Raw genomic sequence first — 23,641 nt, forward strand, 5'->3', positions numbered from 1 at the left:
TTGCTAAACCGTTTTAGTAAGTGTGATCGAGGCGACAATTCAGGCCGCCGGATGGCGGCCAGCAATGGGAGGAATTACAGGGCGTGCTGATATGGCAGAGCCGTCATGGCTCCTTTTGCCGTGGTGGCTAACGCACCGCAGCGTTGAGCTAAAGCGATAACGGACGTCAACGGCTGACCGGCGGCCAGCCCGTAAAGCAGCCCCGCCACAAAGGCATCGCCTGCGCCGGTCGTATCGACACATTTCACAGGCGTGGCCGGATAGTGTTTCACGGTGCCCTCATGCCATGCGATGACGCCCTCTTTACCCTGTGTAACCAGCACCAGATGTGCCGGGCAGCGATTCATGAGCTTATCCAGACCGGTCTCCACCTGCGTTTCGCCAGTGAAAAAGGCCAGCTCTTCGAGAGAAAGTTTCACCACGTCTGCACCCTGCAGAGCGCGTTCGAGACAGCGGCGAAGTTCGTTCTCATCCTGCCAGAGGTCCGGGCGAATATTGGGATCGAAACTGACGTAACCACCCGCTTCCCGGATGGAGGCCATCGCCCTGAAGGTCGCAGAACGGCTTGGCTCTGCGCTCAACGCGATGGAACAGACATGCAGCCACTCCCCGACGCTGAAGCTCGGCAGATCGGCCGTTTCCAGAAACAGATCGGCGCTCGGGCGCACCATGAAGGTAAACGAGCGTTCGCCGTGGTCATCCAGATCCACTACCACCGTAGAAGTACGATGCGCCGGGTCCAGGCGCATATACTTCACGTCGACTCGCTCGTCGGCTAATGTCTTAGACATAAAACGCCCGAACGGGTCATCGCCAACTCTGCCGATAAAGGCGCTTCGACCGCCCAGCCGGGCTATACCGACGGCGACGTTTGCCGGTGCACCGCCGGGACACTGCAGTAATCTGCCTTCGCCGTCAGGCAGCAAATCCACTACCGCATCGCCAAGTACCCAGATTTTTTTCATGTGATCCTCTTAGCTAAACATTGTTAAACCGTTTTAGCTATTTAAGCACAGGTCAGGAAAAGGGGAAATAACGAGGGTGGAAAATTGGCTTAACGCACCAGATGCGGCCAGTGAATATCGCCTACGCCATTAAGCTGTGGACGGGCAAACAGAAAGCCCTGGAAACGGCGGATCCCGGCTGATTCAAGCCAGCACCACTCCTCCATTTTCTCGATCCCTTCCGCCACCAGGGTGATTTCGAGGTCGGAGCAACAGCTGACAATCGAGCGCACGATCGCCTGTTTCGGGCCGCTAAGATGAATATTGCTGACAATTTCCCGGTCAATTTTAATTTTATCCGGCTGGAACCGGGTCAGCAGCGAAAGCCCCGCATAGCCGGAACCAAAATCGTCAATCGCCAGGCCAATGCCTTCAGCACGAAGTTGTTTAATGGCGCTATTAAACTGGTTGAAGCCGGAAATCATCTCGTTTTCAGTGACTTCAATGACAACCTGCTCCGGTTTAAGCCCGTGTTTTTTAATTTGATCCGCCAGAAATGCCACGGCGCCAGGAACATTGACCAGCGACATCGGTAACAGATTTACCGCAATTTTATGGTTACCAATACCGAACTTTTCAGCCAGCGCAAAGGCATAGGCTTTCGTCTGAAGGTCAATTTCGTAGATTTTGTCCGGGTCGAGGGAGCTGAAAAAATGCTCCGGACTGCCGCCATCATTACCGCGAATGAGGGCTTCAAGTGAACTAATCTTCCCTTCGGAGGGCTCAACAATGGGCTGGAGCGCAAACTGGCAAGATTGGTTAGCCAGCAGGCCCAGGCTATCACCAAACGGTAATGTCTCCGGTGAGAGCGTCCATTTTGTCGGGTCGTAACGTTCCCCAGACGAGGACGGTCGCTGATCTGTAATAAACCTCTGGATAAATTTGAATACCCGATCATCAGAGGCGAGATAGCTGTCCAGCTTGCTGTAACGCAGTACCGACTGTAGCACGTCTTTCGCCGACTGGATCTGCAGGTCGAAGAGCAGCATACCGACATTTTCGAACCGTCTGCGCGGACCGTAGTCCCGCATCAGTTCAACCACACCACTGTGCCGTTTATCCTCACGGATGGTGTGGAACAATTTGACCACACTCTCTTCCGACCCTTCTAGGATTTGCATAACATCACTCCCTTTAGCCAGGAGGACGCCGGTAATATCCAGTTTTGTGTTGCGGCCCCTGGCCCGCTCCACCAGCTCCCGCAGTTCGGTGGACGGGTGGGATAAATTCAACTGGCTTCGATAAATGAGCGTTGTCAGCACAAGAGCGGGTTCCAATGAGAGAGAAAGGTGCCTTGAACCTACTGTTTATCATAATTAATCAGTGCGACCTAACATATTCACGCCACAAGGGTTCTTTACGGTTATTGATCCCCGATCCGGCCGTCGATCCTCTCCAGCATGTAGTCGTAGAACGGGTTCGAGGTGACTCGCATGAGCGCCTCTTTTCCGACGCTCAACACGGACGTTTCTCCCCAGAGCGCAATCGTCCCCAGGCTAATGCCATAGTGGTTTTTCACGCCAGGTTCGCGGCCATACAGATCGTCATCCGGTGGGAACGGCACGGCAATATGCGACAGAGAATAGATATCCTTCGGCCAGGATTGCGCAAGCGGCACGACCGACTCCTGCGTGCTGCCTGCCGGGGTTATTTTCGCCACCGTCGAGAAACTGTGCTCGCTGGCATTGGTGATAATCGTGACACTGTAACGTCTCTGTTCGACGGGCAGCAGCGACGAGGCCGCCGTCCAGGACGATGGCTTAAATAGCGGGCGGAAACTTGCCGCCTGGTTGATATCAAACATGACCAGTTCACTGCCGTTCAACGGAAGCTGATCAAATAACCCGGTTACCACCGCGCGGGTACTGACCGTGGAATCCATCACTGACTGAAACGCCAGAATCGGCGGCAACTGCCCCAGTTTATGTTCCCGCGCCGCGCGGCCAATCTGCTCCTGAAGGGTCTTCGTCAACAGCCACGACTGGCGGGCGGCGTTCACCGGGAACGAGTTGTATTTATACGGATTATATTCCGGCGAGATATTCAGCCACGCCGCTTTGGCAAACGCCGGCAGCAGCGCCGGTAGCCCGGCGAAACCGGCAAACCGCGCAAAGGCCGTCACGCCAATCATCGGTGAAAGCAGTACCACCTGCTGCGGTCGATGAAGTGAAGTGGAATCCAGCGCATCAAGGGTATATTTCATCGCCAGCGCCCCGCCGTTGGAGTACCCCACCAGATGGAGTGGCGCACTCTCTCCCGCCAGACGCGTGGCTTCCCGCACAGCAAGGCGCGTTGCCGCCAGCCACATCTCCCAGTCAACGTCCGTCAGCGCGCCGGGCGCGGTGCCGTGTCCGGGTAGCCGCGGTACCACTGCCACAAACCCGTGCTGCTGATAATGTAAAGCCAGGTGTCTGACGCTGTAAGGAGAGTCCGTCAATCCGTGCAGCAACACCACCGCACCGCGCGGCTTTCCGGCAGGCATCAGCACAAATGAACGGTTGGCATCTGGTGAAAACTGACCGGGCCATACCAGGCTCTGGCGGTAATAACGGTTTAACGGGGTTTGTTCCTCGCCCGCTGTTTTAGCCGTCACCGCGTTATCCAGATCGGTGAAAATCGCCTTTTCCCGGGCCTGATACCTGGCAAAATCGGCTTTGTCCAGCTCGCGCACGGACATCTCATCTGCCCGCCAGGTATGCCAGAGGTGCAGTTCCGGGCCCTGCTGAGACAGATACACCCGCACAGCAAGCAGCACGACCAGAACGATCCCCGCTACCATCGCTATTTTTTTTGCGAGAGACATCAGGCGCACGCTGACACGCCAGGACAAATTCGCCATGCCGGGATCCCTTTTATTTTCACTGTGTTTATATCTTATCAAAAATGTGAAGAAGCTGACGTATTCAACAAATTCATACCTGCCCGCTCAGCCAGTGCACCAAAAGTGAACTAGGCTGCACAAATGTTGATCATTGGTTAATTAAATATTGCATGAAGTTTGCGTCGCAGCAGGTTCTCACTGCCCTGTGACTCTGGCACGCGTCATGCATTGTTAATCAGGTAACACAATTCTGGCGACTGACAGCCTGTTAACAGCGAGGCGGTATGACGACAAAACCCGAGATGTTGAGCCGTATCGAAGCGACCTTCAGCCAACTGACGCCCAGCGAAAAACGGGTTGGCAGCTGGCTACTGGCGCACACCGCGCAAATTCCGTTTGAAACGGCAGAGAGCGTCGGTCTGGCGACCGGTACCAGCGGCATCACCGTCGGACGCTTCCTGCGCAAGCTGGGGTATCGTAACCTGGAAGACGCCAAGAAAAGCCTGCGCGACCCTTACCAGCCCTGGGGCATGAATGAGCGTCTGGACTCCTGGCAGCAGCAGCGCCCCCTGCCCAATCGCCTTCAGCACGCTTTGTCGCTGGAAGTGGATGCCATCACGCAGGTGTATCAGTTGGCGCAAACGGACACCTTCCGCCAGGTGGTGCATCAGTTGGCTCACGCGGAGGCCGTTTTTGTGCTGGGAATTCAGTCGACGCGCGGGATCGCCAACGCTTTCTTCAGCCATCTCGAGTATCTCCGCCCGGGCGTCAGCTATTCCGAGGGGGCATCCGGGAGCTGGGTTGAATCTCTGAACTCAGGATTTTCTCATCCCTATGTGGTGCTGACAGATACCCGTACCTACTCCGCAGTCGCTCGGCAGTACTGCCGTGTGGCGAGTGAGAAACAGATCCCCCTGGCCTTGATCACTGATATCTGGTGTCCGTGGGCACGCGATTATCCGATTGATTTACTGCAAGTGAAAACCGATACCGGCCATTTCTGGGATTCACTTGCCCCCGTGAGCTGTCTGTTCAACCTGCTGCTGTCGGGCGTGGTGGAAGCGTTAGGTGACGCGCTTCCGGCGCGCCTGGCCGTAAACCGACAATTACAACAAGAGTTTGGCCAATTCGAACGCTAAAGGAGCGGAGCTATGCCCGAAGAGAGTGAACTGATTGATGTGGCGAAAGCGTTTCCCACGCTGCACATCGATCTGAAGTACGCCACCGCCGACAACATCACTGGCCGCCCGATCTATCAGGAAGCACAGTGCCTGCTGCATACCGACGCTGCCACCGCACTCGCGAAAGCCATCGGTATTGCCACGCTGGCCGGGTTGAAACTGGTGGTGTACGACGCCTATCGACCGCAACAGGCGCAGGCCCAGCTGTGGGATGCCTGCCCAAACCCGGAATATGTGGTGGATGTGGCGATTGGCTCCAATCACAGCCGCGGTACGGCTATCGACGTCACGCTGATGGATGAACATAACACCGTGCTGGATATGGGTGCCGGTTTTGACGAAATGCATGACCGCTCGCATCCGTATCATCCCTCCGTGCCACCGCACGCCCAGCGCAACCGTCTGCTGCTGAACGCCATCATGTTCGGCGGCGGTTTTGTGGGGATCAGCAGCGAATGGTGGCATTTCGAACTGCCGAATGCCGCCAGCTATCCGCTGCTTGACGACCGTTTTGCCTGTTTTCCATTGACGCACACCCCTCTTTGAACCTGGAGCACTGCCATGAAAACAACGCTTCTCACGACCGTAATTGCCGCCACGCTGGCACTGAGCGCCCCGCTGGCGCTGGCTGCCGTCCCGAAAGACATGCTGGTGATCGGTAAAGCAGCTGACCCGCAAACGCTCGATCCTGCCGTAACGATTGATAACAACGACTGGACCGTCACCTATCCGTCCTATCAACGACTGGTGAAATACAAGCCCGGTACAACCGAAGTGGAAGGCGATCTGTCAACAGGATGGAAAGCCTCCGACGACCAAAAAGAGTGGACCTTTACCCTGACGGACAACGCGAAATTCTCCGACGGCACGCCGGTCACCGCCGAAGCGGTCAAGCTCTCGTTCGAACGCCTGCTGAAACTCAGCCAGGGGCCGTCTGAAGCCTTCCCGAAAGATCTGAAAATTGATGCCGTTGATGACCATACGGTGAAATTCACGCTCAGTCAGCCGTTTGCCCCGTTCCTCTACACGCTGGCGAACGACGGTGCCTCCATCATTAACCCGGCGGTGTTGAAAGCCAATGCGGCGGACGATGCGCGCGGTTTTCTGGCGCAAAACACCGCTGGATCAGGCCCGTTTATGCTGAAAAGCTGGCAGAAAGGTCAGCAACTGGTACTGGTGCCAAATCCCCACTGGCAGGGTGATAAACCGCACTTTAAACGCGTGTCCGTGAAAATAATCGGTGAGAGCGCCTCCCGCCGACTGCAGCTTTCCCGTGGCGATCTGGATATTGCTGACTCTCTGCCGGTGGATCAGCTGGCCGCACTGAAACAGGAAGGCAAAGTGGCCGTCGCAGAATACCCTTCTTTGCGCGTGACCTACCTGTATCTTAACAACAGTAAGGCACCGCTCAATCAGGTGGATTTACGCCGGGCTGTCTCATGGGCGACGGATTATCAGGGAATGGTGAAAGGTATTCTTAGCGGCAATGGCAAGCAGATGCGTGGCCCGATCCCGGACGGCATGTGGGGCTTTGACGCGACGGCCATGCAGTACAGTTTTGACGAGGCCAAAGCCAAAGCCGCGCTGGAGAAGGTTAAAGACAAACCGGCCAGCCTGACCTTCCTCTACTCGGACAACGACCCGAACTGGGAGCCTATCGCCCTCTCCACCCAGGCCAGCCTCGGCAAACTCGGCATTAACGTCAAGCTGGAAAAACTGGCAAACGCCACCATGCGCGACCGTGTCGGTAAAGGTGATTATGACATTGCCATCGGCAACTGGAGCCCGGACTTTGCCGACCCGTATATGTTCATGAACTACTGGTTCGAGTCGGACAAAAAAGGGCTGCCAGGCAACCGTTCGTTCTATGAGAACAAAGAGGTTGATTCACTGCTGCAGGCCGCGCTGAAAACCACCGATCAGGCGGAGCGCACCAAAGACTACCAGCAGGCGCAAAAAGTGGTGATCGACGAAGCCGCGTACGTTTATCTGTTCCAGAAGAATTACCAGCTGGCGATGAACAAAGACGTTAAAGGCTTCACCTTTAATCCGATGCTCGAGCAGGTGTTCAACATCGCCACCATGAGTAAGTAACGGTTCTCGCCGGGGGAAAGTGTATGACGTTCTGGAGCATTGTGCGCCAGCGCTGCTGGGGGTTACTCCTGGTGGTGGCCGGTGTCTGTATTATTACTTTTATTATTTCACACATGATCCCCGGCGATCCGGCCCGTCTGCTGGCCGGTGACCGTGCCAGCGACGAAATTGTACAAGGCATCCGCCAGCAACTGGGGCTGGACCAACCGCTGTACATCCAGTTTAGTCGCTACGTGGAGGCTCTCGCCCACGGTGATTTAGGGACGTCGATTCGCACCGGACGTCCGGTTGCGGAAGATTTAAAAGCCTTTTTCCCCGCCACGCTGGAACTGGCTTTTTGTTCCCTGCTGCTGGCCCTGGTGATTGGCGTGCCGCTGGGGATTTTATCGGCGGTGCATCGTAACCGCTGGCTGGATCATCTGGTGCGGTTGATGGCAATGACCGGGATCTCCACCCCCGCATTCTGGCTCGGGCTGGGCGTCATTGTGCTGTTCTATGGTCATCTGCAAATTCTTCCCGGTGGCGGTCGGCTGGACGACTGGCTTGACCCGCCAGCTCATGTCACCGGGTTTTATCTGATCGATTCCCTGCTGGAAGGCAACGCAGAGGTGTTTTTGAACACCCTGCAGCATCTGATTTTACCCTCACTGACGCTGGCGTTTGTGCATCTGGGCATTGTGGCGCGGCAGGTACGTTCGGCCATGCTTGAGCAGTTGAGCGAGGATTACATTCGTACCGCCCGCGCCAGCGGGTTGCCAGGCTGGTACATCGTGCTGCGCTATGCCTTACCAAACGCCATGATCCCGTCAATTACCGTACTTGGGCTGGCTCTGGGCGATCTGCTTTACGGTGCCGTGCTCACCGAGACCGTCTTCGCCTGGCCCGGAATGGGGGCCTGGGTGGTGACGTCCATCCAGGCGCTGGATTTCCCGGCGGTGATGGGCTTCGCGGTCGTCGTCTCGCTGGCCTACGTGCTGGTTAATCTGGTGGTCGATCTGCTTTACCTGTGGATCGACCCGCGAATCGGGCGCGGAGGTGCCGAATGATGTTAACGCAGGAAACGCCCGTATCGGGTAAAACCGTGAGACAACGCATCAACTGGGCAAAGCTCTTCTGGATGCTGCGTCAAAGCCCGCTCACGATCGTCGGTGGCGTCATTATGATCGCCATGCTGCTCCTGATGGTGACCTCACCGTGGATAGTGCCGCACGACCCGAACGCGCTGGATCTGACCGCCCGCCTGCAGGCACCGTCGGCGCAACACTGGTTTGGCACTGACGAGGTGGGCCGCGATCTGTTCAGCCGCGTACTGACGGGCAGTCAGCAATCCATTACCGCCGGGCTGGCCGTTGTGGTCATTGCAGGAGGGATTGGCTCGCTGCTGGGCTGTTTGTCCGGTGTTCTGGGCGGGCGCGGCGACGCCATCATCATGCGGGTGATGGACATTATGCTCTCTATTCCCTCCCTGGTACTCACCATGGCGCTGGCAGCCGCGCTGGGCCCGAGCCTCTTTAACGCCATGCTGGCGATTGCGATTGTCCGCATTCCGTTTTACGTCCGCCTGGCGCGCGGACAAACGCTGGTGGTGCGCCAGTTTACCTATGTCCAGGCCGCCCGCACGTTTGGCGCATCGCGCTGGCATTTAATCCGCTGGCATATCCTGCGCAATGCCCTGCCACCGCTGATTGTGCAGGCCTCACTGGATATCGGTAGCGCCATTCTGATGGCCGCCACGCTGGGCTTTATTGGTTTGGGTGCTCAGCAACCGACCGCCGAATGGGGCGCAATGGTGGCCGTTGGCCGTAACTACGTCCTCGACCAGTGGTGGTACTGTGCCTTTCCTGGTGCAGCCATTTTGATTACTGCCGTGGGCTTTAATCTGTTTGGTGACGGTATCCGCGATCTGCTGGATCCGAAATCGGGAGGGAAACAGTCATGACCGAATCGGTATTAACCATTGAAGATTTACATCTGAGCTTCCCGATTTTTCGCGGTGAGGTCCATGCCCTCAACAACGTCTCGCTGGAGATCAAACGAGGTGAAATCGTTGGCGTTGTTGGTGAGTCGGGTTCGGGAAAATCGGTTACCGCCATGCTGGCTATGCGCCTGCTGCCGGAAGGCAGCTACCATATTCATCACGGTCAGGTGAGGCTATTGGGTGAAAATGTCCTGACGGCATCCGAGCAACAGCTTCGCCAGTGGCGAGGCGCTAAAGTGGCGATGATTTTTCAGGAGCCGATGACTGCACTCAACCCGACACGGCGGATTGGCAAACAGATGGTGGAGGTGATCCGCCAGCACCAGCCGCTTTCGCGGGGTGAGGCGCAGCAGAAGGCGATTACTCTGCTGGAGGAGATGCAAATCCCGGACGCGAAGCAGGTCATGGAACGCTATCCGTTCGAGCTATCAGGCGGCATGCGCCAGCGGGTGATGATCGCCCTTGCCTTCTCCTGCGAGCCTGAACTTATCATCGCCGACGAACCGACCACGGCACTGGATGTCACCGTTCAGTTACAGGTGCTCCGGCTGCTGAAGCACAAAGCACGCGCCAGCGGCACCTCGGTGCTGTTTATTAGCCACGATATGGCCGTGGTGTCGCAACTCTGCGATCGCATGTATGTGATGTACGCGGGTAGCGTGATAGAAAGCGGATCCACGCAAACGCTGATCCACCATCCCGTACACCCTTATTCTATTGGTCTGTTGCAGTGTGCACCGGAAAATGGTCAGCCGCGCGACATGCTTCCGGCGATCCCCGGCACAGTACCCAACCTCAGCCAGCTTCCGCAAGGATGCGCTTTCCGCGAGCGTTGCTTTGCCGCCGGGGCGAAATGCAGTGAAACACCGCGCTTACAACCCAATGGCGCTGAAGGCCAACAGGCTGCCTGCTGGTATCCACAACGGGAGCAACACCATGTCTGATGTACTGCTGGAACTGGATAGCGTGCACGTGAATTTTCCGGCACGCAAAAACTGGCTTGGCCAGGTAACGGAACAGGTACATGCCCTCAACGGGCTTGATTTACAGATCCGCCGGGGAGAAACACTGGGTATCGTCGGTGAGTCCGGCTGCGGGAAAAGCACCTTGGCTCAGCTATTAATGGGTATGCTTAAACCCAGCACCGGCGCCTGCCAGCGGACACAGCACGCGGGCGGCATGCAGATGGTTTTCCAGGACCCGCTCTCCTCACTCGACCCGCGTCTACCGGTCTGGCGCATTATCACCGAGCCGGTGTGGGTGCAAAAACGCAGCAGCGAGCGCGAGCGCCGCCAGCTGGCTGAAAACCTGGCACTGCTGGTAGGTATTCGCCCGGAGTATCTCGACCGACTCCCGCACGCCTTTTCCGGTGGACAACGTCAGCGCATTGCCATCGCCCGGGCGCTATCGTCCGATCCGGATATTATAGTGCTCGATGAACCCACCAGCGCGCTGGATATCTCGGTGCAGGCGCAAATCCTCAACCTGCTGGTAAAACTGCAACAGCAGCGTAATCTGACCTTTGTTTTGATCTCCCATAACGTTTCGGTGGTCAGGCATATGAGCGACCGCGTGGCAGTAATGTACCTGGGTCAGATTGTTGAACTGGGCAGTGCCGCACAGGTGTTGGGGGAGCCGCGCCATCCTTACACCCGGCTGCTGCTTGACTCCGTTCCCAGAACAGGTCAACCGCTGGATGAGGGGCTGGCGCTGCGTAAGACTGAACTTCCCGGAAACCGTCATTTGCCGGTTGGCTGTTTTTTCCGTGATCGCTGCCCGATGGCAATGGAGGGATGTGAACATCCGCAACCGTTACAGCCCTCACATGAGGGCCGGAACGTTCGCTGCTGGCGGAATCTGGATTAGATTTGCGCCATCCCGCCGTCTACAAACAGCTCGATGGCGTTAATAAAGCTGGCCGCGTCGGAGGCCAGAAACGCCACTGCTTTACCCACTTCACCCGGCGCGCCCAAACGTCCGAGCGGTACCTGAGCGGCCAGCGCGTCATACAACCCCTGACGGTGTTCTTCAGGCACCAGATCGCCAAGCCCCGGGGTTTTGATCGGGCCCGGGCTCACCACGTTGACGCGGATCCCCCGGCCCTGCAAATCCAGCGCCCAGGAACGCGCAAAGTTGCGCACGGCAGCTTTACTGGCGCTGTAGACGCTAAAGTTGGCCGTCCCCTTAACGGAGACCGTCGAGCCGGTCAGAATAATCGACGATCCGGCGGAGAGCAGCGGCAGCGCCTTCTGCACCGTAAACAGCACCCCGCGAACGTTGGTGCCGAAAATACGGTCAAACTGCTCTTCGGTGATCGCGCCCAGCGGCAGCATATCGCCGCCACCCGCATTGGCGAACAGGATATCAAGGCGACCTTCTTCTTTGGCGATCCGGGCATAGACCTCGTCCAGATCGGCAAGCTTAGAGACGTCCGCGCGAATGCCCACTGCACCAGAAGCAATCTCTGCGACCGCCGCGTCCAGCTCGGCCTGACGACGTCCGGTGATGTACACCTTCGCGCCCTGCGCCGCCAGCTCCTGTGCCGTTGCCAGACCAATACCTGTGCTGCCGCCGGTTATCAGTGCAATTTTTCCTGAAAGAGTCGTGTTCATGTTATTTACCTTGTGTTGGGTTTGCTATGGACAAACTTTAGCCCTTGTGTGATTAGTGAAAAATGGGCAAAAATGAAAATGACTATTCACATACAGAAATAATCAGGGGGCCTAATGGACCAGTTAATGGCGATGCGCGCCTTTACGCGGGTAGTGGAATCCGGCAGTTTTACCCGCGCGGCAGACTCTCTGAATATGCCGATAGCCACCCTGAGCAAGCTGGTGAAATCGCTTGAGGCGCATCTGGAAATACGACTTTTGCACCGCACGACGCGCCGGGTCGTCACCACACCTGAAGGGGCGAAATACTATGAAAAAGCGCTCAGGGTTCTGATAGATATCGAAGATATCGACACCGCGTTTCGCGTTTCCCGCGCGACGCCAAAAGGGCGTTTGCGGGTTGACGTGGGCGGCTCCACCGCCCGCGACGTGCTCATTCCCCTGCTGCCGGATTTTATGCAGCGTTATCCGGAAATCCGCATCGACCTTGGGGTAGCCGATCGTCCGGTGGATCTCATCAGCGGTAACGTTGATTGCGTGATCCGCGGCGGCCCGCTGAACGACTCGACCCTCATCGCCCGCCATATTGGCAACGCCGAAATGGTCACCTGCGCGACGCCAGGCTACCTGAAAAATCACGGCGTTCCCGCCTATCCGCAGGAGCTGTGCAATGGCCACAAGCTCATCAGCTACCTCTCGCCCGTCACCGGGCGGGCATTTCCGTTTCGCTTCAGAGAGAACGGCGAGACGCTGGAAATAAATATTCCGCATTATCTCGGTGTAAATGAAAGTAATGCCCACCTGGCGGCTGCCGCGGCGGGGCTGGGCATTGTGCAGACCTTTGAGTATTCGGCAAATGCGTATTTACAGGCGGGTACGCTGACGGCGATCCTGGGCAACTGGCGCCCTGCTGCCTATCCGTTTCACGTGGTATACCCGCAGAACCGCCATTTGACGCACCGTCTTAAGGTGTTTATTGCGTGGCTGGCGGAGGTGTTCCCCGCCGCGCTGAAGGGATAGCCGGGCGCGAACCCGGCTGGGACTTAGTTAAGCTTATAGTCCAGCGTAATTTCGGCTTTCAGGAGCTGCGATACCGGGCAGCCCGCTTTCGCTTTCTGAATAATGCCATCGAACTGCTGAGGGGCAATGCCTGGGACGGTCACCTTACTTTTCAGGGCAACCTTCGTGATAGCAAAGCCGCCGTCGGTTTTATCCAGAGAGACGTCCGCGGTGGTATCAATGGAATCGGCGGTATAGCCCGCTTCGCCAAGCATCAGCGACAGTGCCATCGAAAAACAGGCCGCATGTGCTGCGCCAATCAGCTCTTCGGGGTTGGTCCCCTTTTCGCCCTCAAAACGGGTATTGAAACCATAAGGCTGTTGATTGAGAACGCCGCTCTCGGTGGAAACCGTTCCTTTTCCGCGCTTAATGTCGCCAGACCAGTGTGCCGAACCGTGCTTATGAATAGTCATTCTTGCTCTCCTTTTGGCTTACAAAGGGTTAAGTATAGACTACGCATCTGACCCACCCTGGAACACAGACTTTTCCAGGACTTTCACCTGCTGCACCAACAAAAAGGATAATGATATGGCGCTAAAAATCAGGATGGCCGTTGCCGTAACCACACTGGCTCTATCGCTGTCTTCACTGGCGAAAACGCCGGAGAACTTTATCTATACCAGCTCCGGCGATCTCGATGCGGCGTTTCCGCTTGTTGCGCGAAGCGACATCGGCGGCGTGCAGATTGTTTACAACTGGCGCTTGCTTGAACCCGAGAAGAGCAAGTATGACTTCTCGCGCATTGAGCAGGATCTGGCGCGTCTTAAGACTGCCAGGAAAAAGCTCTTCATCCAGATTCAGGATCGTTTCTTTGAGCCTAATGCCCGCTACGTGCCGGATTATCTGATGCACGATAAGCAATATGGTGGCGGGATTGCAACGCAGTTCGATAACCCCGGCGAAGGAAAGCCAGTCGGTTCAGGATGGGTGGCGCGTCAGTGGGATCCTGCCGTGCGCCAGCGCTACCAGGCGCTGCTGGCCGCCCTGGCGAAACGCTTTGATGGCGAGGTATACGGGGTAAACCTGCCGGAAACCGCCATTGATATCGACGAAAAAAATCCGCCGGCCGGATTTACCTGCGACAGCTATTTCGCGGGTGAAATGGAAAACCTCGCCTTTGCGCGAAAGGCTTTTCAGAAATCACACGTTGTGCAATACGTGAACTTCTGGCCGTGCGAGTGGGATAATGACCACAACTACATGGGGCGTCTGTTTGCGTATGCCAGCGCCAACAATATCGGCCTGGGTGGACCGGACATTGTTCCCAACCGCAAGGCCCACATAAAGAACGCCTATCCCTTCTTCCATAAAAATAAACACACGCTGCCGCTCATCGCGATGGCGGTTCAGGAACCGACCCTGACCTATAAAAATCCACAGACCGGTAAGCCCTTTACCAAAGCCGAGTTTGACCAGTTCGCAGAACAGTACCTCGGGGCCGATATTATTTTCTGGAGCACCGCCACGCCCTGGCTAAAGGCAAAGTAATCACGAGCGTTCGCGGCTATCATGCCAGATAACCGGCCAGTTCATCGAGAAACACGCGCAGTGCAGCTGGCTGATATTCCCGGGACTGATAAATGCCATGGATGGCAAGCGGTTTCGGATCCAGAGCGCTCAGCACCGGCACCAGTAAGCCCTGGTCCAGCGCGGCAGACGCTTCACGCTCCGGCAGCATCGCAATACCACAATGCTTTATCGCCGCATCCATCAACAGCGAAGAGATGCTGGCGCTCAGGTTGCCGCTGACGGCCACGCTCAGGTTTTCGCCTTCCGGGGTCAGAAAGTGCCAGGACTGCCCGGCGAAAAAGCTGTAGTGCAGGCAGTTATGCTGTGCTAATTCTTCGGGGCTGACGGGCGTCCCGTGCAGTGCAAGATAATCGGGTGAGGCACAGAGAACCGAGCGACATTCTCCCAGCCGACGGGCAATCATGCCGGGTTCAGGGTTATCCGTAATGCGCACAGCGACATCAATGCGCTCTCCCACCAGGCTGACCGGGTGGTTGTTCACATCCAGCTCGATGCGCAGTTGCGGATAGCGCGAAAGCAGACCGGGCAACACCGGCGCAATCAGGTGCATGGCGGTAAAGTGCGCACAGGCCACCCGCAACGTGCCAGACGGCAGATCTTTCTCTGACTGACCTTCGATTTCCTGCGAGATCTGCGAGAGTGTCCGCGTTTTTTGCAGCACCTTTTCCCCTGCCGCGGTCAGGGTTAACTTGCGCGTTGAGCGGTTAACCAGCCGTGTTCCCGCCCACTTCTCCATTTGTTCAAGGTAGCGGCTCACCATCGGTCGGGAAATCCCCAGCGCGCGGGCCGCCGCGCTCAAACTTCCCAGCTCGCATATCCGGTTGTAGACCTGAGCGGCAATAACGCGATCCATAGAAACTCCATTTGCTCGATTTATGAAACTAAGCATGTCTTGTTTCAGGAATTCTGGCAAATGCGAATATCCGTACAATAGAGACTTTCCTGCACAACAGAGACAACAGTATGAAACTCACTCACCTTGCTTTGCTTTCCACCCTTTTCACTCCGGCTGTTTTTGCCGCACCGTTGACCATTGATACCTATAACCCGCAAGAAAAAGGGATTTTCGCAGTCTCATCAACGCTGGTCTCCGGCCCGAAAGAAGCGGTTCTGTTTGATGCGCAGTTCAGTGTGAAAGATGGCGAAGCGCTGGTAGAGAAAATTCGCCACAGCGGTAAAACGCTGAATAAGATTGTGATCACGTCTGGCGACCCCGATTTTTACTTCGGTCTGCAGCCGCTGGTAAAAGCCTTCCCGAATGCCAAAGTGGTAGCCACCCAGCATGTCGTTGACCATATTAAAGCCACCAAAGACGCCAAGCTCGCCTTCTGGGGTCCACAGATGAAAGACGGCGCGCCAACCGAGCTGGTTGTGCCGCAGGTGCTTACCTCCACCACGTTTATGGTTGACGGGGAAAAGATTGATATTGAGCAACCAGACAGCTACGCGGCTTATGTCTGGATCCCGTCAGCGAAAACCATTCTTGGCGGTACCGGGGTTTCCTGGGGCATTCACGTCTGGACAGCAGACACCCAGACACCAGCGAGCCGTAAGCAGTGGCAAGAAACGCTGGATGATATGGCCGCACATAAGCCCGCGCGCGTCATTCCGGGGCATTATCTCGGCACGCCGCCAGCCGGAACCGGGGCTATCGACTTTACCCGTCAGTACCTTCAGCAGTTCGAACTGGCGTTGGGTCAACATAAAAACTCAGCCAGCGTAATCGACACGATGAAAAAACAGTGGCCGAACCTTGCAGAAGCCAGCTCACTGGAGCTGAGCGCCAAAGTGAATACCGGCGAAATGAAGTGGTAATGTAAAAACCTGCTATGCTGGATGTGCAACCTAAGGGGTTACATTTCGTTTGCGTGAGCAAACTGGTCCTTAAAACTATCAACAGGATTGAGGAGTTAACATGAAATCGAACCGTCAGGCACGCCACATTCTGGGGCTGAACTACAAGCTTTCAAACCAACGTAAAGTGGTGATTGAAGGCGACCATGAAACGCAAGTCACCCACGCCACCGGCAGAAAACGCCACGCGGGCAAGTAAGTTCCAGAAACAGAACCTCAACACCATCGGTCTTCCGATGGTGTTTTTGTTTATGTGTTGCGGTAATTCATATTTAGCTCCTTTATAATACCGCTGACCGAATCCCGTAGCACAGGCCAGAAAGATGACAAACAGCAGTGTCAGGGACGGATCTTCATAAAAAGAGTGAGTGACATGGACAACAAACTGAAAAAACATCGTTCCTTATATATCCCTTATGCCGGACCGGTTTTACTCGAATTCCCCCTGCTTAACAAAGGCAGCGCCTTCAGCATAGAAGAGCGCAGCAGCTTTAACCTGCTGGGTTTACTGCCCGAAGTGGTTGAGACCATTGAAGAACAGGCAGAGCGCGCGTGGATCCAGTATCAGGGTTTCAAAACTGAAATCGACAAACACATCTACCTGCGTAACATTCAGGACACCAACGAAACCCTCTTCTATCGCCTGGTACAGAACCATCTCGAAGAGATGATGCCGGTGATCTACACCCCGACGGTGGGTGCGGCTTGCGAGCGCTTCTCAGAGATCTATCGTCGCTCTCGCGGCGTTTTCATCTCTTATCAGAACCGTCACAACATGGACGACATTCTGCAAAACGTGCCTAACCACAATATCAAAGTGATTGTGGTGACCGACGGCGAGCGTATTCTCGGCCTCGGCGACCAGGGCATTGGCGGGATGGGTATCCCCATCGGTAAACTCTCCTTGTATACCGCCTGTGGTGGTATCAGCCCGGCGTATACCCTGCCGGTGGTACTGGACGTCGGCACTAACAACCAGCAGTTGCTCAACGATCCACTTTATATGGGCTGGCGTCATCCGCGAATCACCGACGATGAGTACTATCAGTTTGTTGATGATTTCATCCAGGCCGTGAAGCACCGCTGGCCGGACGTGCTGCTGCAGTTTGAGGACTTCGCGCAGAAAAACGCCATGCCGCTGCTGAACCGCTATCGCGACGAGATCTGCTCGTTCAACGACGACATCCAGGGTACCGCAGCGGTCACCGTGGGTACGCTGATCGCCGCCAGCCGCGCGGCAGGCAGCCAGCTGAGCTATCAGAAAATTGTCTTCCTTGGCGCAGGCTCTGCCGGCTGCGGTATTGCCGAGCAGATTATCGCGCAGACGCAGCGTGAAGGGTTAAGCGAAGAGCTGGCGCGCTCTCGCGTCTTTATGGTTGACCGTTTCGGCCTGCTGACCGACGGTATGCCAAACCTGCTGCCGTTCCAGACGAAACTGGTGCAGAAGCGCGAAAACCTGAAAAACTGGGATACCGACAACGAAGTGCTTTCCCTGCTGGACGTGGTGCGCAACGTGAAGCCGGATATTCTGATCGGCGTTTCCGGGCAAACCGGCCTCTTCACCGAAGAGATCATTCGCGAGATGCACAAGCACTGCGAGCGCCCTATCGTGATGCCGCTCTCTAACCCAACCTCCCGCGTGGAAGCGACGCCGCAGGACATCATCGCCTGGACTGAAGGTAACGCCCTGGTTGCCACCGGCAGCCCGTTCGATCCAGTGGTGTGGAAGGATAAAACCTATCCGATCGCCCAGTGCAACAACTCTTACATCTTCCCGGGCATTGGTCTGGGCGTAATCGCCTCCGGCGCGTCTCGCATCACCGATGAAATGCTGATGTCGGCGAGCGAAACCCTCGCAGGCTACTCGCCGCTGGTCAACAACGGTGAAGGTCTGGTGCTGCCGGAGTTGAAAGACATTCACAAGGTGTCGCGCGCTATCGCGTTCGCGGTAGGTAAAATGGCGCAGCAGCAAGGCGTGGCGGTGAAAACCTCTGCCGACGCGCTGCAGCAGGCCATTGACGACAACTTCTGGAAGCCTGAATACCGGAGTTATCGCCGGACGTCGATTTAACTCTGCGTTCCAACCGTTCCCTCTCCTCAAAAGGGAGAGGGAACGTGAACACCCTCCTCTCTTTATTTTCTTAGCCGCTACAACGGCGTTCCCCTACCCCTTATTTAAAAAATCAATAATTCAACGATAATTCATATCTCGTTGAAATATAAAATTTTCACATAACACTTTTTGCCTAATAAACAAATTCTTTTAAGGGTTTAGTAACGTTCCACATCACTAAACTCATTAATTTAAAAAGGGTATTAAAATGGCAATTCCGGCATATCTTTGGCTTAAAGATGACGGCGGTGCAGATATCAAAGACGCTGTTGATGTACAAGATCGCGAGGGAAGCAAGGAGCGGTCATGTGCTACAGAGATGAAGTGATAAGTTACTTGCAGGCGAATAAAATTCTTGCGTTAAAACTCGACCACGCATTAACGGGTGTAGGAAAAGCCGTATCAAATCAGATTGAAACGATCGGCGCAGGTGCAACGCGCGCACTGTATTATACGTCCTGCTTTACTGATGAATATCAGGACGTATGCAAGAAACAAAAAACTGAAGACATTCGATTTAGAGACGGTGTTATTTATCTTCTTCGACATAACAATGTTGCGTATGACATGTTCAAAATTTATTTCGAAGAAATATTTAAAGATAAAACCACAGAACAGCTTGAACGTATCAAACAAATGCTTATGGCTGTTAATATCCATATTGCCGCAAGCTCACTCACAAACGTGGGGTTTGCTTTAGCAACGGCATCATTTGTCGCAGCAGGCATGAATCTAAACCTTGAAATCAGTGCCCTGGCAGGGCGAAGAGCGGGACAGGTTGTTGGGATTATTGGCATATACGGCATTGTCCAAAAAGCAGCAGACAGCGCGCATCGTCTTCACATTACTTATCCCGCTTACTACTCAGCGCTATACGTTCAAGAGTTGGAAATGATGTATTTCCTGATAGAGCCAGTGTTTGAGCGGGCTAAGGCGCTTACAGCACAATGGGCATCGGATGATGAAATTGCGGATATCATAACCAGGATGGTTCGATAACCATGATGAATCTTATTAAAAGATTTTTCAGGCGAATGTTCAGGTCGTTAGTTTCGTATTATGGCCCATCAGCGCTGACAGTAGTATTCGCCTTGATTCAGGGCTCATTATTTCCTGACACCACAATCTGGCTGATCCCCTTATTCTTTGTGTTTGTGATGGTTGTTTTATCAATATATGAAATTGCAAGATTCAAACGTTAGCATTATCGTAAATTTATGCATAAGGATATATTATGTCTATAACCGCACACTTATGGCTTGAAGATGAAAATGGTTCACCGATCGTTGGCAGTTGCCTTATGCCACTTCGTCTGGGGTCTATCGAGTTAAAATCCTTCTCTCACGGTGTCACTATCCCGGTCGATCCAAGCTGGGGAAAACTAACAGGAACGCGTGTCCATCGCCCTATCACAATAGTGAAGGAATTTGATCAAACAACACCACTTTTGTACCGTGCTGTCTGTGAAGGCCGAACCATGAAGAAGGCCACAATTAAAATGTACCGTATTCTGGAATCAGGTATTGAGGCCGAGTATTTCAATATCATTCTGGAAAACGTCAAGTTTACAACAGTTGCACCCTACCTGTCTCCTAACGGTATAAGCAGTACGCACCTTGAAACGCTCGAATTACGTTATGAAGCGATTACCTGGAAGTATACAGAGGGTAATATTATCTATCGTGATTCATGGAACGATCGTTGTTGTGCATGATGACGAAGAAAGCAAAGGATGCTTCGCCTCTAACTAAGAGAGAAAATGTTTAATTTAACCGCAGAGCAACGACAAGTGGTGAGAATGAAACTATATGATTGTCCATTAGTGAAGGTGGTACTCCTTGTAATTCTATGGTGTACCGTAGTATTTCTGTCATTAATCACATTATATAAAGTTATTCCACCAGATGCGCAGTACTCTTTTGCGGAGCATTTTGAAATCTATGGCGACGAATTGATTATGGATTTTGTGCTGTACCTTTTTTCAGTATAGCCGCATTCATTGCCTCAGCTCTTACACTAGCCCTGTATTTGCTTATACGGAAAAGATAATACAGGGCAGCAATGCTGCCCCTCTACTTGGTATACACTCGAAAACGTTGTATAGTGGTAGTTCATTACAAACTCATAACATATAAGGAGGCCAATTATGCTGTACTGTGAAATTTTCAATGTTTCACATACATTTGGTGATCGCACCAGCTCAAGCGTTATCGGTATCGTGCTGCGATAACTTCTGCTTGAGCGAAGACACCAACCCCTGAAATCCCTTCTCTCGGGCTTACTGAGTTATCGTCAGCGATGTTTGACGAGGCATAAACATGCCTGTAACTCTTGGGTAAGCAACAATGAGCACTTTACTCACTGCACAATCTTTACGCGTTGATACGGCGTTTGACACGCTCTTCGACTCGCTCTCCTTTACGCTAAAAAAAGGCGACCGCATTGGCCTGCTGGGCGATAACGGCTGCGGCAAAAGTACGCTGCTGAAGGTGCTGGACGGCACTGACGCTCCTGCCGCAGGAACGGTTTCGCTGGCCGGGCAGTGCCTGATGGCACGGGTAGAACAACACCTCCCGGACGCTATTTTTCCGCTGACCATGCTGGATGCCGTGCTGGCACAGTTACCTTCTGCTGAACGTGACAGCCTGCGCTGGAAAGCCGAAACGCTGCTGGCAAGCATGGGCTTCACGCCGCAGGATATGATGCTGCAATCCGCCACGCTGAGCGGCGGGCAGCACACTCGCCTGCTGCTGGCGCGGGCATTGATTCACGAGCCGGATCTGCTTTTGCTGGATGAACCGAGTAACCATCTCGATTTACCCACCATGCTTTGGCTTGAGCAATTTTTGCAGAACTGGTCAGGCAGTTTCGTACTGGTTTCACATGACAGACAGTTACTTGATGCCGTCACCAACGGTAGCTGGATCCTGCGCGATAAAACGCTGCACTACTTCGCCCTTCCCTGCACGGCCGCCCGCAAGGCGCTTGAAGCAAAGGATGAAAGCGACGCGCAGCGCCACAAGGCGGAGCAAAAGGAGATCGACCGTGTGACCGCCAGCGCGAAGCGGCTGGCGACCTGGGGCAAGGTTTACGACAACGAAGACCTGGCCCGCAAAGCCAAACAGATGGAAAAACAGGTCGAACGGCTGAAGGAGAGCCAGACGGCGCTCACGGCAGGCAGTCCGTGGACGTTAACCCTGCGTGGTGATGCGCTGCGGGCCGACCGTCTGCTGGAGATGGAAAATCTCGGCGTCCCCCCTGCTCCTGGGCTACCCAGCCTGTTCAGCATTGAGACAACGCGCCTGAAAAGCGGCGATCGCGTGGCGATTGTCGGACGCAACGGCTGCGGCAAATCGTCGCTGATGAGGCTTATCTGGCAACAGTTCGCCGATGAGTCCGCAGACAGCGGGCTGAAAATCCACCCCCGCGTGTCACCAGGCTATTACGACCAGACGCTGAATCAGCTACCGGACAACGCCACGCTGCTCGACGCGCTGGAGCCTTTCGCGCCGGATCCGCAGAACCGCAAAATGGCGCTGATAAGCGCAGGTTTCCCGTGGGCGCGTCACGGGCAAACGGTCAGCACGCTCAGCGGTGGCGAGCGTTCACGCCTGTTGTTCGTGGGCCTGACGCTTGCTCGCTATAGCCTGTTGATGCTGGATGAACCCACCAACCACCTCGACATGGAAGGCAAAGAGGTGCTGGCGCAAACCCTTCAGCAGTTCGAAGGCGGTGTTCTGCTGGTCAGCCATGACCGTCAGTTGATCAGCCAAAGTTGTAATCGTTTCTGGCTGATTGAGAATGGGACACTGAGCGAATGGCACGATGCAGAAGCGGTGTTTGAGCGTCTGCGTGAAAGCGCTGGGCTAGTGACATCTGCGCCGCCCGCTGCCGCCGCGACGGTTCAACCCTCGCCGTATGACGATCTGCTTGAACGGCTGGTCGCTCTGGAAACGCTGCTGGAAGACGATCTGGCGCGTAAGCCGAAGCATCAGAAGCCGCAGCTTCAGGCGCAATGGCGTAAAGAGATTAAGGAGATAGAAGCACAGCTGTAAAACTGCGCCCGGCGAGTTGCTCGCCGGGCCAGTCTTTTCCCCCTTAATAATTAGAGGGATCGCCGTATTCTTAATCTTAAATCGAATCAAATGATGACATTATGTTGCCGTAGCCTTGCATTACCAGGCTAATGTATCAATCCTTAAGGGGTATTACACCTGCTATGCAAATTCTAATCATGAACAAGGAGATACACATGAAGGCTGCTGTTGTCACTCAGGATCACCAGGTCAATGTCACCGAAAAAACGTTAAGACCGTTAAAGCATGGAGAAGCCCTGCTTAAGATGGAGTGCTGTGGCGTATGCCATACCGATCTCCACGTGAAGAACGGTGATTTCGGCGATAAAACCGGGGTTATCCTGGGCCATGAAGGGATTGGTATCGTAAAAGAAGTTGGTCCTGGCGTGAAATCGCTTAAAGTCGGCGATCGCGCAAGCGTGGCATGGTTTTTTGAAGGCTGTGGTCACTGCGAATACTGTAATACCGGCAACGAAACCCTGTGTCGCGATGTAAAAAATGCCGGTTACTCCGTGGATGGCGGCATGGCGGAAGAGTGCATTGTTACCGCGGATTACGCGGTAAAAGTGCCGGACGGTCTGGATTCGGCTGCTGCCAGCAGCATCACCTGCGCCGGCGTGACCACCTACAAAGCGGTAAAAGTGTCGGGTATTAAACCGGGCCAGTGGATTGCAATTTATGGTCTTGGCGGGCTGGGTAACCTCGCACTGCAGTACGCTAAAAACGTCTTTAACGCCAAAGTCATCGCTCTTGACGTTAACGATGAACAGCTGAAGCTGGCGGCAAGCATGGGTGCGGATTTAACTATCAACTCACGCAGCGAAGATGCCGCTAAAATTGTGCAGGAAAAAACCGGCGGCGCGCATGCCGCAGTCGTCACTGCCGTCGCAAAAGCAGCATTCAACTCAGCGGTTGATGCCGTGCGTGCCGGTGGCCGCGTGGTCGCGGTTGGCCTGCCACCGGAAGCAATGAGCCTCGATATTCCGCGTCTGGTGCTGGACGGTATTCAGGTTGTCGGTTCGCTGGTCGGTACCCGTCAGGATCTGCAGGAAGCGTTCCAGTTTGCGGCAGAAGGCAAGGTCGTGCCGAAAGTCACGATGCGTCCGCTGGAAGACATCAACGCCATCTTTAAAGAGATGGAACAGGGTCAGATCCGTGGCCGTATGGTGATTGACCTGCGTTCATAATCACCCCCCGTTCAAGTACCGCTCCTGACAGGGGCGGTTTTTTTATAGCCATTTTCCGGCAATCCTTATCTTAATTCCTTTGTTCCCTTGTTTTCCCCCGCGCCCGATGATGAATCCGACGCTAACAAGAAG

At 54.8% G+C, this 23,641-nt stretch carries 22 protein-coding genes and 1 pseudogene; 17 read left to right on the top strand and 6 right to left on the bottom strand.

Going from position 1 to position 23,641, the window contains the following annotated elements; translation table 11 throughout:
- Positions 1 to 74: 74 nt before the first annotated feature.
- From ACJ9Y9_RS11910 to ACJ9Y9_RS11920, 3 genes are all read right to left on the bottom strand, one after another.
- A complete protein-coding gene (locus tag ACJ9Y9_RS11910) occupies positions 75 to 965 on the bottom strand; it encodes an aminoimidazole riboside kinase (RefSeq protein ID WP_028018948.1) in 891 nt (296 codons plus the stop codon).
- Positions 966 to 1,054: 89 nt separating this feature from the next.
- Positions 1,055 to 2,266 carry a diguanylate phosphodiesterase gene (locus ACJ9Y9_RS11915; RefSeq protein ID WP_028018947.1) on the bottom strand — a complete coding sequence of 404 codons (1,212 nt, stop codon included), beginning with the start codon at positions 2,264 to 2,266 and terminating at the stop codon, positions 1,055 to 1,057.
- A gap of 101 nt (positions 2,267 to 2,367) precedes the next feature.
- On the bottom strand, positions 2,368 to 3,843 hold the full coding sequence (locus ACJ9Y9_RS11920) for a carboxylesterase (RefSeq protein WP_028018946.1): 1,476 nt from the start codon (positions 3,841 to 3,843) through the stop codon (positions 2,368 to 2,370).
- Positions 3,844 to 4,109: 266 nt separating this feature from the next.
- Between ACJ9Y9_RS11920 and ACJ9Y9_RS11925 the strand changes: the two genes are divergently transcribed.
- From ACJ9Y9_RS11925 to ACJ9Y9_RS11955, 7 genes are read left to right on the top strand one after another with little or no spacing between them, the layout of a single operon-like run.
- Positions 4,110 to 4,964 (top strand): MurR/RpiR family transcriptional regulator, encoded by an 855-nt coding sequence (locus ACJ9Y9_RS11925; protein WP_028018945.1) that lies wholly within the window; start codon positions 4,110 to 4,112, stop codon positions 4,962 to 4,964.
- A 12-nt stretch (positions 4,965 to 4,976) separates the two neighbouring features.
- Positions 4,977 to 5,552 (top strand): D-alanyl-D-alanine dipeptidase, encoded by a 576-nt coding sequence (gene ddpX, locus ACJ9Y9_RS11930; RefSeq protein ID WP_028018944.1) that lies wholly within the window; start codon positions 4,977 to 4,979, stop codon positions 5,550 to 5,552.
- A 15-nt stretch (positions 5,553 to 5,567) separates the two neighbouring features.
- The gene (locus tag ACJ9Y9_RS11935; protein WP_028018943.1) at positions 5,568 to 7,100 is read left to right on the top strand and encodes an ABC transporter substrate-binding protein; all 1,533 of its coding nucleotides are present in this window, start codon (positions 5,568 to 5,570) and stop codon (positions 7,098 to 7,100) included.
- Positions 7,101 to 7,123: 23 nt separating this feature from the next.
- Positions 7,124 to 8,146 carry an ABC transporter permease gene (locus tag ACJ9Y9_RS11940; RefSeq protein ID WP_028018942.1) on the top strand — a complete coding sequence of 341 codons (1,023 nt, stop codon included), beginning with the start codon at positions 7,124 to 7,126 and terminating at the stop codon, positions 8,144 to 8,146.
- Positions 8,143 to 9,039, top strand: coding sequence for a D,D-dipeptide ABC transporter permease (ddpC, locus tag ACJ9Y9_RS11945; RefSeq protein WP_028018941.1), 897 nt, complete (start codon positions 8,143 to 8,145; stop codon positions 9,037 to 9,039). Before ACJ9Y9_RS11940 ends, ddpC begins: the two co-directional genes overlap by 4 nt.
- Positions 9,036 to 10,022: an ABC transporter ATP-binding protein gene (locus tag ACJ9Y9_RS11950; protein WP_028018940.1), complete on the top strand. Its 987-nt coding sequence runs from the start codon at positions 9,036 to 9,038 to the stop codon at positions 10,020 to 10,022. Before ddpC ends, ACJ9Y9_RS11950 begins: the two co-directional genes overlap by 4 nt.
- Positions 10,015 to 10,944: an ABC transporter ATP-binding protein gene (locus tag ACJ9Y9_RS11955; RefSeq protein WP_028018939.1), complete on the top strand. Its 930-nt coding sequence runs from the start codon at positions 10,015 to 10,017 to the stop codon at positions 10,942 to 10,944. The genes ACJ9Y9_RS11950 and ACJ9Y9_RS11955 overlap by 8 nt, the downstream gene beginning before the upstream one ends.
- Here ACJ9Y9_RS11955 and ACJ9Y9_RS11960 read toward each other — a convergent pair.
- Positions 10,941 to 11,690, bottom strand: coding sequence for an SDR family NAD(P)-dependent oxidoreductase (locus tag ACJ9Y9_RS11960; protein ID WP_028018938.1), 750 nt, complete (start codon positions 11,688 to 11,690; stop codon positions 10,941 to 10,943). The genes ACJ9Y9_RS11955 and ACJ9Y9_RS11960 overlap by 4 nt on opposite strands.
- A gap of 114 nt (positions 11,691 to 11,804) precedes the next feature.
- Between ACJ9Y9_RS11960 and ACJ9Y9_RS11965 the strand changes: the two genes are divergently transcribed.
- A complete protein-coding gene (locus tag ACJ9Y9_RS11965; RefSeq protein WP_028018937.1) occupies positions 11,805 to 12,710 on the top strand; it encodes a LysR family transcriptional regulator in 906 nt (301 codons plus the stop codon).
- Between the two features lie 23 nt (positions 12,711 to 12,733).
- On the opposite strand, the gene ACJ9Y9_RS11970 is transcribed toward ACJ9Y9_RS11965, so the two are convergent.
- Complete coding sequence (locus tag ACJ9Y9_RS11970; RefSeq protein WP_023311893.1) at positions 12,734 to 13,162, bottom strand: OsmC family protein; 429 nt, start codon at positions 13,160 to 13,162, stop codon at positions 12,734 to 12,736.
- A gap of 115 nt (positions 13,163 to 13,277) precedes the next feature.
- Here ACJ9Y9_RS11970 and ACJ9Y9_RS11975 point away from each other — a divergent pair, with 115 nt between their 5' ends.
- A complete protein-coding gene (locus ACJ9Y9_RS11975) occupies positions 13,278 to 14,237 on the top strand; it encodes a hypothetical protein (RefSeq protein WP_028018936.1) in 960 nt (319 codons plus the stop codon).
- Between the two features lie 19 nt (positions 14,238 to 14,256).
- Here the strand turns inward: ACJ9Y9_RS11975 and ACJ9Y9_RS11980 are convergent, their stop codons facing one another.
- Positions 14,257 to 15,132 carry a LysR family transcriptional regulator gene (locus ACJ9Y9_RS11980; RefSeq protein WP_028018935.1) on the bottom strand — a complete coding sequence of 292 codons (876 nt, stop codon included), beginning with the start codon at positions 15,130 to 15,132 and terminating at the stop codon, positions 14,257 to 14,259.
- 110 nt (positions 15,133 to 15,242) lie between these two features.
- Here ACJ9Y9_RS11980 and ACJ9Y9_RS11985 point away from each other — a divergent pair, with 110 nt between their 5' ends.
- From ACJ9Y9_RS11985 to adhP, 8 genes and pseudogenes are all read left to right on the top strand, one after another.
- Positions 15,243 to 16,094 carry a Vmh family MBL fold metallo-hydrolase gene (locus ACJ9Y9_RS11985; RefSeq protein ID WP_028018934.1) on the top strand — a complete coding sequence of 284 codons (852 nt, stop codon included), beginning with the start codon at positions 15,243 to 15,245 and terminating at the stop codon, positions 16,092 to 16,094.
- A gap of 100 nt (positions 16,095 to 16,194) precedes the next feature.
- Positions 16,195 to 16,332, top strand: a complete 138-nt coding sequence (sra, locus tag ACJ9Y9_RS11990; protein ID WP_008501714.1) for a stationary-phase-induced ribosome-associated protein — start codon at positions 16,195 to 16,197, stop codon at positions 16,330 to 16,332.
- Positions 16,333 to 16,506: 174 nt separating this feature from the next.
- Positions 16,507 to 18,204, top strand: a complete 1,698-nt coding sequence (locus tag ACJ9Y9_RS11995; RefSeq protein WP_028018933.1) for an NAD-dependent malic enzyme — start codon at positions 16,507 to 16,509, stop codon at positions 18,202 to 18,204.
- A gap of 250 nt (positions 18,205 to 18,454) precedes the next feature.
- Positions 18,455 to 18,547 (top strand): annotated as a pseudogene (locus tag ACJ9Y9_RS12000) (type VI secretion system tube protein Hcp); the annotation flags it as partial.
- A gap of 5 nt (positions 18,548 to 18,552) precedes the next feature.
- Positions 18,553 to 19,245 (top strand): hypothetical protein, encoded by a 693-nt coding sequence (locus ACJ9Y9_RS12005; protein WP_028018932.1) that lies wholly within the window; start codon positions 18,553 to 18,555, stop codon positions 19,243 to 19,245.
- A 235-nt stretch (positions 19,246 to 19,480) separates the two neighbouring features.
- Complete coding sequence (locus tag ACJ9Y9_RS12010) at positions 19,481 to 19,960, top strand: type VI secretion system tube protein TssD (RefSeq protein ID WP_028018931.1); 480 nt, start codon at positions 19,481 to 19,483, stop codon at positions 19,958 to 19,960.
- A gap of 631 nt (positions 19,961 to 20,591) precedes the next feature.
- Positions 20,592 to 22,301 (top strand): ABC-F family ATP-binding cassette domain-containing protein, encoded by a 1,710-nt coding sequence (locus ACJ9Y9_RS12015; RefSeq protein WP_028018929.1) that lies wholly within the window; start codon positions 20,592 to 20,594, stop codon positions 22,299 to 22,301.
- Positions 22,302 to 22,498: 197 nt separating this feature from the next.
- Positions 22,499 to 23,509, top strand: a complete 1,011-nt coding sequence (adhP, locus tag ACJ9Y9_RS12020; protein ID WP_028018928.1) for an alcohol dehydrogenase AdhP — start codon at positions 22,499 to 22,501, stop codon at positions 23,507 to 23,509.
- The last annotated feature ends 132 nt before the right edge of the window (positions 23,510 to 23,641 follow it).

Origin of the sequence: Enterobacter sp. CPE_E1241, from assembly GCF_045618265.1 — a bacterium.
Lineage (GTDB): Bacteria > Pseudomonadota > Gammaproteobacteria > Enterobacterales > Enterobacteriaceae > Enterobacter > Enterobacter adelaidei.

Bases quoted from the DNA above. Each gene is read 5' to 3' on its own strand.
- ddpX (WP_028018944.1), top strand. From the start codon at position 4,977: ATGCCCGAAGAGAGTGAACTGATTGATGTGGCGAAAGCGTTTCCCACG.
- ddpC (WP_028018941.1), top strand. From the start codon at position 8,143: ATGATGTTAACGCAGGAAACGCCCGTATCGGGTAAAACCGTGAGACAA.
- ACJ9Y9_RS11940 (WP_028018942.1), top strand. From the start codon at position 7,124: ATGACGTTCTGGAGCATTGTGCGCCAGCGCTGCTGGGGGTTACTCCTG.
- ACJ9Y9_RS11920 (WP_028018946.1), bottom strand. From the start codon at position 3,843: ATGGCGAATTTGTCCTGGCGTGTCAGCGTGCGCCTGATGTCTCTCGCA.
- ACJ9Y9_RS11910 (WP_028018948.1), bottom strand. From the start codon at position 965: ATGAAAAAAATCTGGGTACTTGGCGATGCGGTAGTGGATTTGCTGCCT.
- ACJ9Y9_RS12005 (WP_028018932.1), top strand. From the start codon at position 18,553: ATGTGCTACAGAGATGAAGTGATAAGTTACTTGCAGGCGAATAAAATT.
- ACJ9Y9_RS11965 (WP_028018937.1), top strand. From the start codon at position 11,805: ATGGACCAGTTAATGGCGATGCGCGCCTTTACGCGGGTAGTGGAATCC.
- ACJ9Y9_RS11950 (WP_028018940.1), top strand. From the start codon at position 9,036: ATGACCGAATCGGTATTAACCATTGAAGATTTACATCTGAGCTTCCCG.
- ACJ9Y9_RS11960 (WP_028018938.1), bottom strand. From the start codon at position 11,690: ATGAACACGACTCTTTCAGGAAAAATTGCACTGATAACCGGCGGCAGC.
- ACJ9Y9_RS11980 (WP_028018935.1), bottom strand. From the start codon at position 15,132: ATGGATCGCGTTATTGCCGCTCAGGTCTACAACCGGATATGCGAGCTG.
- ACJ9Y9_RS12010 (WP_028018931.1), top strand. From the start codon at position 19,481: ATGTCTATAACCGCACACTTATGGCTTGAAGATGAAAATGGTTCACCG.
- sra (WP_008501714.1), top strand. From the start codon at position 16,195: ATGAAATCGAACCGTCAGGCACGCCACATTCTGGGGCTGAACTACAAG.
- ACJ9Y9_RS11955 (WP_028018939.1), top strand. From the start codon at position 10,015: ATGTCTGATGTACTGCTGGAACTGGATAGCGTGCACGTGAATTTTCCG.
- adhP (WP_028018928.1), top strand. From the start codon at position 22,499: ATGAAGGCTGCTGTTGTCACTCAGGATCACCAGGTCAATGTCACCGAA.
- ACJ9Y9_RS11970 (WP_023311893.1), bottom strand. From the start codon at position 13,162: ATGACTATTCATAAGCACGGTTCGGCACACTGGTCTGGCGACATTAAG.
- ACJ9Y9_RS11995 (WP_028018933.1), top strand. From the start codon at position 16,507: ATGGACAACAAACTGAAAAAACATCGTTCCTTATATATCCCTTATGCC.
- ACJ9Y9_RS12015 (WP_028018929.1), top strand. From the start codon at position 20,592: ATGAGCACTTTACTCACTGCACAATCTTTACGCGTTGATACGGCGTTT.
- ACJ9Y9_RS11985 (WP_028018934.1), top strand. From the start codon at position 15,243: ATGAAACTCACTCACCTTGCTTTGCTTTCCACCCTTTTCACTCCGGCT.
- ACJ9Y9_RS11925 (WP_028018945.1), top strand. From the start codon at position 4,110: ATGACGACAAAACCCGAGATGTTGAGCCGTATCGAAGCGACCTTCAGC.
- ACJ9Y9_RS11935 (WP_028018943.1), top strand. From the start codon at position 5,568: ATGAAAACAACGCTTCTCACGACCGTAATTGCCGCCACGCTGGCACTG.
- ACJ9Y9_RS11975 (WP_028018936.1), top strand. From the start codon at position 13,278: ATGGCGCTAAAAATCAGGATGGCCGTTGCCGTAACCACACTGGCTCTA.